The 14,547-nt window shown below is 36.6% G+C and carries 11 protein-coding genes; 6 read left to right on the forward strand and 5 right to left on the reverse strand.

What is annotated here, in order from left to right:
- Positions 1 to 629 precede the first annotated feature (629 nt).
- A complete protein-coding gene (locus JHT90_RS07450; protein ID WP_201095667.1) occupies positions 630 to 1,286 on the forward strand; it encodes a JAB domain-containing protein in 657 nt (218 codons plus the stop codon).
- A 28-nt stretch (positions 1,287 to 1,314) separates the two neighbouring features.
- Positions 1,315 to 3,162, forward strand: coding sequence for a TIGR04141 family sporadically distributed protein (locus JHT90_RS07455; protein ID WP_201095668.1), 1,848 nt, complete (start codon positions 1,315 to 1,317; stop codon positions 3,160 to 3,162).
- Between the two features lie 362 nt (positions 3,163 to 3,524).
- On the opposite strand, the gene JHT90_RS07460 is transcribed toward JHT90_RS07455, so the two are convergent.
- The 5 genes from JHT90_RS07460 to guaB all read right to left on the reverse strand — a co-directional run bounded on the left by JHT90_RS07460 (position 3,525) and on the right by guaB (position 10,281).
- A complete protein-coding gene (locus tag JHT90_RS07460; protein ID WP_201095670.1) occupies positions 3,525 to 3,722 on the reverse strand; it encodes a helix-turn-helix transcriptional regulator in 198 nt (65 codons plus the stop codon).
- Positions 3,719 to 4,618 carry an integrase domain-containing protein gene (locus tag JHT90_RS07465; RefSeq protein WP_201095672.1) on the reverse strand — a complete coding sequence of 300 codons (900 nt, stop codon included), beginning with the start codon at positions 4,616 to 4,618 and terminating at the stop codon, positions 3,719 to 3,721. Before JHT90_RS07465 ends, JHT90_RS07460 begins: the two co-directional genes overlap by 4 nt.
- A gap of 1,117 nt (positions 4,619 to 5,735) precedes the next feature.
- Positions 5,736 to 6,944, reverse strand: a complete 1,209-nt coding sequence (locus JHT90_RS07470; RefSeq protein WP_201095674.1) for a tyrosine-type recombinase/integrase — start codon at positions 6,942 to 6,944, stop codon at positions 5,736 to 5,738.
- 220 nt (positions 6,945 to 7,164) lie between these two features.
- Entirely contained in the window at positions 7,165 to 8,742 is a 1,578-nt protein-coding gene (gene guaA / locus JHT90_RS07475) for a glutamine-hydrolyzing GMP synthase (RefSeq protein ID WP_201095676.1), read from the reverse strand.
- A 69-nt stretch (positions 8,743 to 8,811) separates the two neighbouring features.
- Positions 8,812 to 10,281, reverse strand: a complete 1,470-nt coding sequence (gene guaB, locus JHT90_RS07480) for an IMP dehydrogenase (RefSeq protein ID WP_201095677.1) — start codon at positions 10,279 to 10,281, stop codon at positions 8,812 to 8,814.
- Between the two features lie 138 nt (positions 10,282 to 10,419).
- On the opposite strand from guaB, the gene JHT90_RS07485 reads away from it, so the two are divergent.
- The 4 genes from JHT90_RS07485 to JHT90_RS07500 are packed head-to-tail and all read left to right on the forward strand — an operon-like array spanning position 10,420 to position 14,546.
- Entirely contained in the window at positions 10,420 to 11,046 is a 627-nt protein-coding gene (locus JHT90_RS07485; protein WP_201095678.1) for a YqiA/YcfP family alpha/beta fold hydrolase, read from the forward strand.
- A 23-nt stretch (positions 11,047 to 11,069) separates the two neighbouring features.
- Positions 11,070 to 12,965 carry a DNA topoisomerase IV subunit B gene (parE, locus tag JHT90_RS07490; RefSeq protein WP_201095679.1) on the forward strand — a complete coding sequence of 632 codons (1,896 nt, stop codon included), beginning with the start codon at positions 11,070 to 11,072 and terminating at the stop codon, positions 12,963 to 12,965.
- Positions 12,965 to 14,023 (forward strand): esterase-like activity of phytase family protein, encoded by a 1,059-nt coding sequence (locus JHT90_RS07495; RefSeq protein WP_201095680.1) that lies wholly within the window; start codon positions 12,965 to 12,967, stop codon positions 14,021 to 14,023. Before parE ends, JHT90_RS07495 begins: the two co-directional genes overlap by 1 nt.
- Positions 14,016 to 14,546 (forward strand): retropepsin-like aspartic protease family protein, encoded by a 531-nt coding sequence (locus tag JHT90_RS07500; RefSeq protein WP_236254072.1) that lies wholly within the window; start codon positions 14,016 to 14,018, stop codon positions 14,544 to 14,546. Before JHT90_RS07495 ends, JHT90_RS07500 begins: the two co-directional genes overlap by 8 nt.
- The last annotated feature ends 1 nt before the right edge of the window (position 14,547 follow it).

A 14,547-nucleotide genomic window follows, 5' to 3' on the forward strand; every position in this document is an offset into this window, starting at 1 on the left:
AGTATATCTTTTGATAATACTGGCTTTGTTTTACTAGTTTGTACACCAAAAACTAGAGGCTATTCCCACTCAATCGTAGCGCCAACTAATTTTTATTTATTAATTAATAAGTTATAAATTCAAAAAAATACTTATACCGTTAAAAATACCGTGCAATCCTTAGTGGATACACCATAAATAATTGAATTAATTAAAAAATATTTATAATCAGATAGTTATAAAATTTTAATAAAAAATATTATTTTTGAAAAACCACCTGCAATCTTTTTATACAATACATTGCACATTAACCATATGATTATAAATAAAAAGACTATTCTTTATGAGCTCAATATTACCTCAAAATATTAAAATTTAATACCGTTTGTTAGAGTGAAAAGTGCAAACTGTGCTTTTAATTTATAAAAAGCTGGAAAGATATTGCCAAATTTTTTCACCAGTTTGATAACTGATTTTCTTTTATCGCCTGTTGACTGAACAACGTATTTGTTTCTTAAAAATATAATGAATTAATCAGTTTTTAATAAAAATATAAACTACATATCATTGGTTTAGCTGATGCCGTTTACTTACAATCACCAGTAAACTATGTTATATTTTTGGCCAACATTCCTGATTAGAAATGACCTATGGATATTAAACTCGGTAAAAACGATAAACGTTATGTAGAAGGTTCAGACGACGTTTATGAAATCATGCAGCGTATTCTACGTCGTGAAAATAAGATAGACAGAGAAAAAGAACATTTCTGGATTATCGGCATGAACGAAGCAGGATACATTCTGTATATCGAGTTAATTGCATTAGGCACTGTAAGATCTGTTCCAGTCGAACCTATGAATATCTATCGTGTTGCCGTAATGAAAAACGCTACACGGGTAATAGCCGTTCACAACCATCCTTCAGGACGATTAGTCCCCTCAAAAGACGACTTAGATATAACCGATCGCCTTATTCAGGTAGGCCGGATACTCAATATTGCCCTAGTAGATCACCTTATCATCAGCACCGAAGCCTATGAGTCTTTTAGAGGTATGGGCTTAATGGATGAGCTAGAGAAAAGCCTTAAGTATGTGCCGACTTATCAGGTGATAGAGCAGATTCGGAAAGAAGAGAAGAAGATTGCCAGGGATGCAATAAAAGCTACTAAAGAAATGCTTAAGACTGAGCGTGCTCAAAAAGAAGCTTTGGTTTTCGCCTTATTTGAAAAAAGTGTTTCTGTTGAAGCTATTGCAAAAATTTTGGATGTAAAAGTTAAAGAGATTGAAAGAATAATAAATAAATAAAATAGTGACTTATGGAAGGTAATATATTATGAAAACTAGACCCTTTTCTATTTTTCTTCTCAAACAAGGTTATAACGCAAGTAATTCTATAAAGCCTACTAGTGACTTACTTTCCAATATTGGCGCTAGTAATTTACCTGAAAGTGCATCTTTATATATTGCAGATAACATGGAAACCACTCCTTGGTGGGTAAATTATTTTGGTATTGAAAGTAATTTAACCCAGAAAAATAAAGGGGCATTAATATTTTTACCTGTAGATGATAGGTGTTTTGCTTTATCGTTTGGATTCGTATCTCATCATTTAATTGATGCATCTTATGAATATGACTTTGGTTTAAAAGTTACTCTTAATAGTTTAGATCCACAAGAACTTAGAAGTGCAGATATTGTAGACCCTAGCGCCGCCAGAAGAAAAAGAATGCAGTTACCAATAACATCCGATTTAACATATTTAGATTTTGATAGTAATAGTGAGATATTAAAAAGCTTAACAGGTAAAGTTAAGAGTGAATATGTTAATTTATTTAAAAATGCTACAGGTTCAATAAGTTTGAGAGTAGGTTTAAAAATAGAACCTGAAAATTTATTAGGGTTATGTCAACAACTTTTAACATTATATAATAGTGAAGAATATTTAACATCATTTCCCAATATTCAGAAAATAATGCCTGAAAAAGATCCAGTAAAAGTTGCAATATTAAACAATATTCTTTTAGAGAATTTTATTAATAGAAACCAAGATCTATTATTATCAGTACCTGAAATTATAGACTATAAAGATAATATTTTCTGTACATTTAGTGGTAAAGCAGGTATACAAAAAGTATACTCTGATGTATCACTCAATGGTTTTTATGATTACTTAGATGATCGTGGTATAAATGAAATTACATTAGATATATTGAAAAAAACCGAATTAAACTTATGTGATAGTGATGGGAAAACTACTGGATCATATAGTGTTTATCGTAGTTTGATTTTTGATACTCCTCTTCAATCAGATAATCATATTTATCATCTATGTGAAGGTGAATGGTATCGTATTGATACCGACTATCTAGCTAAACTAAAAGAATCTATTGATGCAGTATGTGAAGATACCAATCTTATTGCATATAATCATGATAATAGAAATAACGGAGTTTTGACATATAGTGAAGAAAATTATAATCAAGCAGCTATAGAAGGAAAAGAAAACTTTTTTTGTTTAGATCAAACAAATATTAGTCCTGATGGGTACTCTCAAATTGAACCTTGCGATATATTGACGTTTAATGAGCAAGCTGAACAATGTATTTTATACCATATAAAAATATCCTCTCGCTCATCACAGCTAAGCCATCTTTTTAACCAAGGAGCAAATTCAATTGAATTATTATATTTAGAAGAAACTTGTAGGGATAAATTAAAAGAGTTACTACAGCAACAAATAAATAATGATTTAACTATAATTAACAATATTATTGATAAAAAAAATTATAAAGTAATCTTTGGAATAATAACAAAAAAAGATAAAAATCTTCGCTCAGATAATCTTCCATTGTTTTCAAAAATTAGCTTATTAAGAGTGTTGCGTGCACTCGAGCTATCAAAAACAGAAGTATCGCTTACATTTATTCAAGATGATAGTCTAATAAAAGAAGGCTATAGTAAACATCCTCAGATAATAGCAATCATTAAAAATGATGAACATGGAAAAAAAGAGCTTTACCCTTTCCAAGGACAAGTTTTTTCTCATACTATAAAAATAAATCGTTGTGATAAAAATATAAAAGAGCATGATGTTGATACAAAATTCAAAGTATACGTAAAGGAAAACGAAAATGGCGAACTTACATATTTACGTAGTGGTGGATATGAGGTCATACAATAATATTTTCTTGTCATCTATAACAAAAAAATATTTTAATGGTTGTTATTATTGCTGCACATCATGTCATACAAGTTAAAACAATTAATTTTCATGCTATAAATTTGTGGAATTTGCGGTTTAATTCGCACAAATTTATAGCAATTTACAACTATTCAATACCCTTAATCTTTTAAAGCCAAGAAGAATTTATTATCCATATTATAACTTTTTAATTTAACCATTCATTAAATCATGAGGGTTATTTTACTTGTAAACTCTAGTCTTGCTATCTACTATATTGGTCGTTTTATTGCTTTTATTGCTCAATATCACAGAGCTACCAACTTCTAGCCCTACAATTTTAAGCCTCAACTTAAAGATAATTATTTACTTTTTCTCTCCTTTCTAGCTAAACGCTCATCAATCCAAGCATCAATATCGCTCTCTAACCAAGCTACGGCTCGTTGGCCTATCTTGAACTGCTTAGGAAATGTATTTTGTTTAATGTGTAGATAAATAGTGGCTCTTTTTAAGCCAGTTTTTTCCATTACTTGAGGTAATCGGAGTAGAGTTTTGCTCATTGTTCTACTCCTGTATTACCATAAACCAGCTTGATATAGCGTCCTCTGCCATCACCATGACCTAAATCCATTGAAACCATAGCCATGACTTCCTTTTCTGAATGTCCCTGTGCTTTGTAATAACGCATTAAATCCTGAGCAAAGGCATACCTTAAGCTATGAGGTGCTAATTTACCCGTTAACCCAATTGCACTACAATGATTACGCCAGTAAGTCATTGCCTGTTTCAAAGTAGCTTTGTTAATTAATTTTCCATTTTGCTTTTCAGCGATCGCTACTGCATTATTGATGGCATTAATTACTCTGGTTCTGTCTAATATTGTCGTTTCCCTTGGTCTACCGCCTTTCGTGCCGAAAATAACTTTAAGTCTACTAGCACCATTAGTCAGAGCTGTTTGCCATGTTTTAAGGGATTGGCAGCTTTGTACAGCTTCTTCACCTCTTAAACCTAATACTCTGGCAATTTCAATAGTGGCGGCTAATGCAGGGCTTTTCTGGAAGGCTTTTTGGTAAATTTCTTGATACTGAATATCAGTAATAGCGACTTTGGTTCCTTTTCTACTATCGCCTGTTAATCCTAAAGCCTCATTACTGATAAGAGGGGAGTTGGCAAGTTTGCTCCGATTTTCCATTCTCAGTACTTTTCTGATAGCGGACATTTCATTTTTTAAGGTTCGCTTTTTTACGCCCTGTTCAAGGCGCTGAGTTATATAGCCCTGAATATATTTTGTTTTGATTTGGCTTATATCTCTAATTTGGATGTTATTGGCTTTTAAATAACTACTAAAGCGTTTAACGTGTAATTTCCTTGCATGTTCTGTTGTTCCTGAACCTTTAGCCTGCATAGCTGCTTGCTTCAACTGTTGATTCAGACTTTTCGATTTATTCTTTTTCATGATTTTTCCTCAAAGCGTAGTTAATTGTTTTCTCTGGCGCGTGCTGTTTCGAAATAACCAACAACAAAAAGTGTTTACTTTTTCCTGACTTGGTTATTTTTGAGCGATACCTTTGCACCAGAGCGGAACAACGTTGAGGTCAAGGGGTTCGGTTGATGTACTCTGTACGACCGCCTGTTAATCAGGTTATCCCCTCATGTCATGGATGGTGACAAGCCATCGGTATCGGTCAAATCCTCCTGAAATAATTATGAAAAGTGATGAAATTATCTAATAAACCCGTATAAAGCCTGATAATTAAGGCTTAAGACTGTGTTAGTAAACGGCGTCACCTTCTAGCTCTACGCTTTAAGGTGACGCCTTAGTGCAGTTTAAGTCTGAAACTTAGCCGTTGTTGATTAGCAAAAAAGCAACAGGAAAAGGGACTAAGCTTAAGCAAAGTCCCTTATTATCATTTGTGCCGTAGGAACGGTTAAATGAAAAAGGATTGAGCATTAATGAACGCTTTTACAGCAGTTCATTAAGCTTCAATAAACAGAACTAGGCACCCATTAAATTAATAAATAAAACAGGTTTAACAAAATAATAGACAGCAAATGGCTTAATAAAATAAATATACTCCCTACTACTTTCTATTATGAAAGCAGTCCACGTGCAGACAGAAGTTTAATCACGTGAAAAGGTTTGGTTCTTATTCAGGTTTTTCACCTGAACAGAGACTCGAAAGAACCTGTCTCACTGGGATTGTGGATGGCCCCACACGGCATGTTGCGTTCCACGAACGCTTTCACATAGGGCTTATTATAGGTAGAGTAAAACAAAAATCAATAGCAGGAAATAAAAATATCAATTATAAACAATGAGTTATGCTGATATTTTTAGATTTAAATGGGCGCTAATGGAAATCTTTAGACTGTAAAGGACAATAAAAATAATTTTTATTTTTTTGATATCTATCATGTTTTGTATGAGCACAATAACATCGATGTTCTCTGAACTTATTATGCGTCCCCTTAAATCATCAAAAGTTAACTTTTGATGATTTAAGGGGAGATATTTATTATTTTCATGTTCTCAAATGTACCATGTGTTATCGAATTGAGTTTAGTCAACGCTGTTATTCTTTATACTCTTCAATCCATTGGTCGACCATATCAGCCCAATCTTGCAGTAGCGTACGACGCTGTTCTGCATATTCAGCCTTGTTATAAACAGCTCTAACGCCTCGTTGCTCATGTGACAACGCTTTTTCTATCCAGTCCGAATGATAGCCTGCCTCATGCAAGTGAGTAGAGGCCGTTCTGCGCATGTCATGCAGTACAAATTTTTCTATTGGTAAGCCATTTTTTTGTGCTAACTCAACGGTATGCGCAGCGGCTCGATTTAATGAACTTAGCGATACAGTGCCATATTTTGACTGACCGAAACTAGGTAAAACATATTCTGAACCGCTCGCTAATACATGCAGTTGCATAAATAAGTCTAACGCTTGTATTGATAAGTAGACGACATGCGGACGACCTGCACCTTGGCGACTTGCTTTCATTTTTTCAGCAGAAATAGTCCATTCAGCATTCACAAAGTCAATTTCATCCCACTTTGCATTGATGAGATTACTTTTTCGAACCATTGTTAACATCAGTAATTTCAAGGCGACTTTTAATGAATGGGAAGTTTGTGCATTCTTAAGGGTGTTAAAAAAGATACCAACTTCTCTTTTTGAAAGGGAGCGCTCTCTTGGCGTAAACACAGCGATAGTTGAAGGTGCCACATAATCCGCTGGATTTTCGCATTTAACCCCTCTGGCTTTAGCATAAGTAAAAACACTACCTACAATATCGCGTACTCTTACCGCTGATGCTGCCGCGCCTCTCTGTTTGACTTTTTCGCACTGGTTGCGCAACACGTCACCCGTGATTTCATCAAGCATTTTTTTGCCAAATTTAGGCATTACATCGCGCTTAATAATGCCTTCAACAATAGCCCGTGTACTATCTTTATAGTTAACGTCTTTTAGCCAACGTTCGAGCCAATCGCTAAAGCTATTTGATTTAGTCTGTTCTTTTAAACGCTGTTTTTCGGCAGCAGGTGATATTCCTTGAGCTATTAACTTCTTTGCTGACATCAACTTTTCTCTTGCTTCTGCCAGCGTAATAATTCCGTATTTACCAATAGTCAGCGTTTCACGCCTATCGTTAATTTTATAGTCGTACCTGAAAGTAACAAGACCTGATTTAGCAACAGTAACATAGAGCCCATCACGATCGGCAACCTTATAAACCTTATCTTTAGGCTTTAAAGATTTAAGTTTTGTATCACTAAGCATCCCACTACCTCCTTATGAGCATAATTAATTTTTACCGTAACAGCACACGGTAAAAATGCATCATAACACGGTAATTAAAATTTTTTACCGTTAATTTTTACGGTAAAAAGGAATAGCTCATAATAAATCTTATTAAACCTTAATGAACAAAAAACCCAGTTAATCTATTGATATAACTGGGTTTAATGGAATAATTTAGAAGTTAATAAAAGCTAAATTTCTATTCCCACTCAATTGTTGCAGGTGGTTTGCTTGATACGTCGTAGGTTACTCGGGAAATATTTTCTATTTCATTGATAATACGATTAGATACTTTTTCGAGTAGCTCATATGGGAGGTGAGCCCAACGTGCGGTCATAAAGTCGATAGTTTCGACTGCGCGTAGTGCTACTACCCATGCATAACGTCGTCCATCACCTACAACGCCTACAGATTTAACAGGTTGGAATACTACAAAGGCTTGGCTTACTTTATGGTACCAATCAGCTTTGTGTAGTTCTTCAATAAAGATATGGTCAGCTTGACGTAATAAATCAGCGTATTCTTTTTTAATTTCTCCAAGAATACGAACACCTAAGCCTGGGCCGGGGAAGGGGTGGCGATAAACCATATTGTAGGGTAAGCCAAGTTCTAAACCTATTTTGCGCACTTCATCTTTAAAAAGTTCGCGTAGTGGCTCAACTAGCTTTAATTTCATATCTTCTGGTAAACCACCCACATTATGATGTGATTTAATTACATGGGCTTTACCTGTTTTAGCACCTGCTGATTCAATTACATCAGGGTAGATAGTACCTTGTGCTAAGAATTGAATATTGGTTAGTTTGCTAGATTCTTGGTCAAAAATTTCAATAAAGGTATTACCAATGATTTTGCGTTTTTGTTCAGGATCAGATATGCCAACCAATTTATCTAGAAATAGTTTTTCAGCATCAGCACGAATAACTTTAACGCCCATATTTTCTGCAAACATGGCCATTACTTGATCGCCTTCATGAAGTCGTAGTAAGCCATTATCTACAAATACACAGGTTAGTTGCTCGCCAATTGCTTTATGGAGCAGGGCAGCAACTACAGATGAATCGACACCACCTGATAAACCGAGCAATACGTTTGCATCACCTACTTGCTCACGGACACGCTGTGTCATATCTTCGATAATATTAGCAGGAGTCCATAAAGCTTTACATTGGCAAATATCTAAGATAAAACGAGATAGTATACGTTCGCCCTGTTTAGTATGGGTTACTTCGGGATGGAACTGTACACCATACCAATGGCGTTCGTTGTCTGCCATACCTGCATAAGGGCAACTAGGAGTGGTAGCTAATGGTTTAAAGCCTTGTGGTAGTTGACTTACTTTGTCTCCGTGACTCATCCATACATCAAGGGTGGGTGTGCCATCATCTTTAATGCTATCTTCAATGCCCTCTAATAAGCGTGCTTTATCAATAACATCAACTTGGGCATAACCAAATTCACGTATAGTAGAACTTTCTACTTTACCACCTAGTTGTTCTGCCATAGTTTGCATCCCATAGCAAATACCAAGAATAGGGATGTTTAGTTCGAAAACAATTTGTGGAGCACGAGGGCTATTAGCTTCGTGTACTGATTCTGGGCCACCTGATAAAATCACACCTTTTGGATTAAAGTCGCGAATGGCTTGCTCATCCATATCAAATGGATGTAGTTCACAATAAACGCCAATTTCCCTTACTCGACGAGCAATGAGTTGGGTGTATTGAGAACCAAAATCAAGGATAAGGATGCGATGAGCATGTATGTCTTGAGTCATGTTTGATATCCATCAAGGCAGAACATAAAAGGAAAATCCTCTTATTTTAACAATAAGAGGAGGGATTTTTTAACCAACACGATAGTTAGGTGCTTCTTTAGTGATTTGTACATCATGCACATGTGATTCAGCCATGCCAGCGCCAGTAATACGTACAAATTCTGGACGAGCGCGCATGGTAGAAATATCACTACTACCTGTATAGCCCATCGCAGCACGTAAGCCACCAATCATTTGATGAACGATTGCGCCTACTGCACCTTTGAAAGGTACACGGCCTTCAATGCCTTCTGGTACTAGCTTTTCAGCACCTGCTGAGGTGTCTTGAAAGTAGCGGTCACTAGAGCCATGCGCTTGAGCCATAGCACCTAATGAGCCCATGCCTCGATAGGATTTATAAGAACGGCCTTGGTAAAGTTCAATTTCACCTGGCGCTTCTTCAGTACCTGCTAACATAGAACCCATCATTACGGAATAAGCACCAGCAGCAATAGCTTTGGCTAGGTCACCTGAAAAACGGATACCACCATCAGCAATTAACGGAATATCTCTATCTTTTAAAGCAGCGGCTACATTGGCAATAGCAGAAATTTGCGGTACACCAACACCTGCTACTACACGGGTTGTACAGATTGAGCCAGGTCCAATACCCACTTTAACGCCATCAGCACCTGCATCTGCTAAAGCAATAGCAGCCTCACCTGTAGCAATATTGCCACCAATAACTTGTAAGTCTGGATAGTTTTGTTTAGCCCAACGGACACGATCAAGTACACCTTTAGAATGGCCATGCGCTGTGTCTACAATAATAACATCAACCCCAGCTTCAACTAACGCAGCAATACGATCAGGTGTTTCAGCGCTAGTGCCAACAGCAGCGCCTACACGTAAACGGTCCTCAGAATCTTTTGTTGCTAGAGGGTAGGTTTTAGCTTTTTCAATGTCTTTGACCGTCATCATGCCTTTTAATTGGAAGTCATCATTAACGATAAGTACTTTTTCAATACGGTGTTTATGAAGAAGTTGTCTTACTTCTTCTTTATTAGCGCCTTCTTTAACAGTCACTAATTTATCTTTTGGGGTCATAACATCACGGATTTTGGTATTCATATTGCTTTCAAAACGAATATCGCGTGAAGTAACAATACCTACCAAGTCACCGTTAGAAAGAACAGGAACACCTGAGATATTATATTGCTTAGTGATTTTTAATAAATCAGCAATTGTTTTATCTGCTTCTATGGTGATAGGGTGCTGCACAACGCCTGCTTCAAAACGCTTTACTTTGCGAACTTCTGAGGCTTGTTGTTCAATAGTCATATTTTTATGGATAATACCAATACCACCTTCTTGTGCCATAGCAATGGCCAAGCGAGCTTCGGTTACAGTATCCATAGCAGCGGAAATAAGAGGAATATTGAGTTCAATACCGCGGGATAACTTAGTTCTTAAGCTAACTGTATTAGGCAGAACTTCAGAGTATCCAGGGATTAATAAGACATCATCAAAGGTAAGTGCTTCTTGATTTATGCGTAACATGGCAACTCCCAGCAGGGAAAAAATGAAGCACGTAATTATACTGAAATAACTTTAATCAAACAATCATTAATAAAGGTTTATTGTTAAGCTTAATCACAATATACTAATAGACTTTTAACTGTCATTTGGATCAAGTCAATGAAATCATTAATATACATACATGGTTTTAACAGCTCAGCTAAGGGATTTAAATGTCAACAAATTAAAGATTTAATGCTTGAAAGAGGTCAAATTAGCCACTTTAGAGCGCCTAATTTGTCGCTAAGTCCTCTGGAAGCTATTGATCAGCTTAAGGAAATAATACTTAGTCTAGAAAAGCCTACGCTTATAGGCAGCTCTTTAGGTGGTTATTACGCTACTTATTTAGCTGAAAGGTATCAATTAAAGGCATTATTGATTAATCCAGCCGTTTTACCCCATAAATTTTTTGGTAAAAATTTTGATGAACAGGAAAGTTTGCAAGATAATCAACTTTTGGCTACTGAAGAAATTGGTAAAGTATTAAAAGATGTCTTTGATAGTGAGCAAAAGTTTATTGAGAGTTATGTGAAAGAGCTTGCTACCTTAGAGACACCTATGCCAACCGAGAAAGAGCGTTTTAAAGTATGGTTAAAAGCAGGTGATGATGTATTAGACCATCGTTTTGCAAAAGAATGGTATAAGAATTGTGATTTGACTATTGATGCAGGTGGCGACCATAGTTTTTCAGACTTTGCTGAACGTGTACCTGAAATTTTAGAGTGGGCAGAAATACCTAATAATTAATTGGTTTTAAATAAAGAGAGTATATGGCGAATACAACTTATACAGCTGAGGCAATTGAAGTTTTATCAGGGTTAGATCCTGTTCGTAAACGCCCTGGTATGTATACAGATACAACCAGACCAAATCATTTGGCGCAAGAAGTTATTGATAATAGCGTTGATGAAGCATTAGCGGGTTATGCAAAGAATGTACGGGTTATTTTACATACAGATCAATCACTAGAAGTAACTGATGATGGTCGAGGAATGCCTGTGGATATTCACCCTGAGCAAGGTATTTCAGGGGTAGAATTAATCCTTACTAAACTTCATGCAGGCGGTAAGTTTTCCAATAAAAACTATCAGTTTTCAGGTGGTTTGCATGGTGTTGGTATTTCAGTTGTTAATGCGCTTTCACATCGTGTAGAAGTACATGTAAAACGCGATGGTAATGAATACCGTATGGCTTTTGAAAATGGCTATAAAGCTTCTGAACTGGAAGTTATTGGTACAGCAGCTAAGCGTAATACAGGAACAAGTGTCCGCTTTTGGCCAGATGCTAGTTATTTTGATTCGGCTAAATTTTCATTATCACGTTTAAAACATCTTTTAAAAGCTAAAGCGGTTCTTTGTCCTGGCTTAACAATTACCTTTGATGATTTAAATACTGACGAGCATATAGAGTGGTTTTATGAAGATGGTTTAAAATCTTACTTAGCTGAGGCTATGCAAGGTTTTGAATGTGTGCCTGCCACACCTTTTATGGGGCAATTAGCAGGCACTAAAGAAGCAGTTGAATGGGCGGTACTATGGTTGCCAGAGGGTGGCGAGACACTACAAGAAAGTTATGTGAACTTGATTCCTACGCCATTAGGTGGCACCCATGTAAATGGTTTGCGGCAAGGTTTATTGGATGCGATGCGAGAGTTCTGTGAGTTTCGTAATCTCTTACCTAAAAATATGAAGTTAGCCGCTGAAGATATTTGGGAACGCATCAGTTTTGTACTTTCTATGAAAATGCAAGACCCACAGTTTTCAGGACAAACCAAAGAGCGCTTATCTTCCCGTGAAGCAGCTGCTTTTGTGGGAGGAACGGTTAAAGATGCCTTTAGTTTATGGTTAAATTCTAATCCAGAGATTGGCCAACAATTAGCAGAATTTGTTATTAGTAATGCAGGTAAACGATTACGTGCAGGTAAAAAGGTTGAACGTAAAAAGGTTACTCAAGGGCCAGCTTTACCAGGTAAGTTAGCAGATTGTGCTACCCAAGATACTAATCGTTCAGAATTATTTTTAGTGGAAGGGGATTCAGCAGGTGGTTCTGCTAAACAAGCAAGGGATAAAGATTTTCAGGCTATTTTGCCACTACGTGGAAAAATTCTTAATACATGGGAAGTAGATGGTAACCAAGTGTTAGGTTCGCAAGAAGTACATGATATTGCTGTAGCTATGGGTATTGATCCAGATTCAGATGATTTAAGCCAGTTACGCTATAACAAAATTTGTATTTTAGCAGATGCGGATTCAGATGGATTACATATTGCTACCTTATTATGTGCGTTATTTGTTCGGCATTTTAAACCATTAGTGGAAGCAGGGCATGTATTTGTTGCGATGCCTCCCTTATATCGCATAGATATTGGTAAGGAAGTATTTTATGCCTTAGATGAAGGTGAGCGTGATGGTATTTTAGATCGTATCGCTGCTGATAAGAAAAGGGGTAAAGTGCAGGTGACACGTTTTAAAGGGCTAGGTGAAATGAACCCTTCTCAATTGCGTGTGACTACTATGGATCCCAATACTCGTCGTTTAGTGCAATTAACCTTGGATCATTTTGAAGAAACGCGCGAAATGATGGATATGTTATTGGCTAAAAAGCGTGCTTCTGATCGTAAACAATGGTTGGAAGATAAAGGAAACCTCGCTGAGGTATTGGCTTAATGCTAAAGAGAAGTTTAGCATTATTATTAATACTACTATCAATTTCAGTTTATGCTGAAGTTGATAGTAAGATAATTACACCACCGAAATGGCCAGAGCTTCAATTAGCCAAAGAATATGCTGTTGATAATATGCCAGATGGTAACTTATCAGGTATTGCTATGTGTGGTAGTGATTTATTTGCTATTTCTGACCGTAATGATACGCAACTGTATAAATTGGTTAAACAGCAAGATAACAGTAAGCTGAATCAGTTATCTATTTTAAAGGCAGAAGCAGAAGTTTTTGATCCACCGTCAGTGCCTACTAATGCATTGCCCGCATGGGGAGGTTTAGCTAATTTAGGGATTGGTATGGTGCGTGGTGGCGCTTATGACTATGAGAGCATAACTTGTGATGCACAAGGTAACCGTTATATTGTCAGTGAAGCCTATTTAGCAATATTAAAAGTACCTCCGCAAGGTAAGCCCGAATGGCTAGCATTACCTGATAATTTATGGCAACAAGCCAAACAACAAGGGTTATTACAAAAGATCAACCAAATGCTAGAAGGCATAGCTATATCACCTGATGGTCAAAGATTATGGCTAGCCGCTGAACGTAATAAGCGCGGTATATTAGCTGTGCAATACGATGAAAAACAAGGTTGGCAATGTGCAGAGCAACAATGTGTATTATTAGCAGAAGGTGATAGAGAAGCTTTTCCAAAACAATTTCGTCGGAAAAATCGGGTAGATGCTAGGGATTTTTCTGATTTAGTTTTTTATAAGGAAAAACTATTTACTTTAGAACGTGGTGCTTTTCGAGTTTGTCGTCGTAATCTTAAAGCCGAAGTAGAACAATGTTGGTCTTTTGCTGAGGAAGGATTACAGCCACAACGTCAATATAAAGCGTATGGCATGCCAGAAGCATTATGGGTTGATGACGCAGGTGCATGGATTGGACTTGATAATGACAGTGCTAATAAACGAATAGATGGTGAAGATCGCCCTATTGTTTGGCGTTTTGTTGTACCTAACAAAGGATGGTTAGCAACAGAGGGAACCTTAAATGACTGATCAAAATCAGCAGCCAGCAGGTAAGGGTGCTGGTAAAACGATGATGATAATTGCTTGGTTAGTGGGTATGTTGCTAGCTGTGAAGTTCTTTGCTAGTTGGGAAGAGGGAAAAATGAATCCCAATAAAAATCCTCAATCGACCTATACCAGTAATTATATAGAAGTGGTTTTAGACAGTGGTCGTGGTGGTCATTATATGGCTACAGGTCGTATTAATGGCCAAACAGTTACCTTTATGTTAGATACAGGAGCTACCCAAGTAGCGGTATCTGAGTCATTAGCTAATAGATTAAATTTAAAAAAACAAATGCCTGTGGATTTATCAACTGCCAATGGTATGGTTCGCGGTTGGACAACGATGTTGGACACTGTGGCGCTAGGTGGTATTGAAATACAAAATGTGCGTGCAACGATTGTTCCTAATATGGATGATGAAGTGCTATTAGGTATGAGTTTTTTAAGACAATTAGAGTTTACCCAACGTAATAACCAATTGATATTGCGTCAGTATAAGAGTAATTAGC

Origin of the sequence: Entomomonas asaccharolytica, from assembly GCF_016653615.1 — a bacterium.
Taxonomy (GTDB): domain Bacteria; phylum Pseudomonadota; class Gammaproteobacteria; order Pseudomonadales; family Pseudomonadaceae; genus Entomomonas; species Entomomonas asaccharolytica.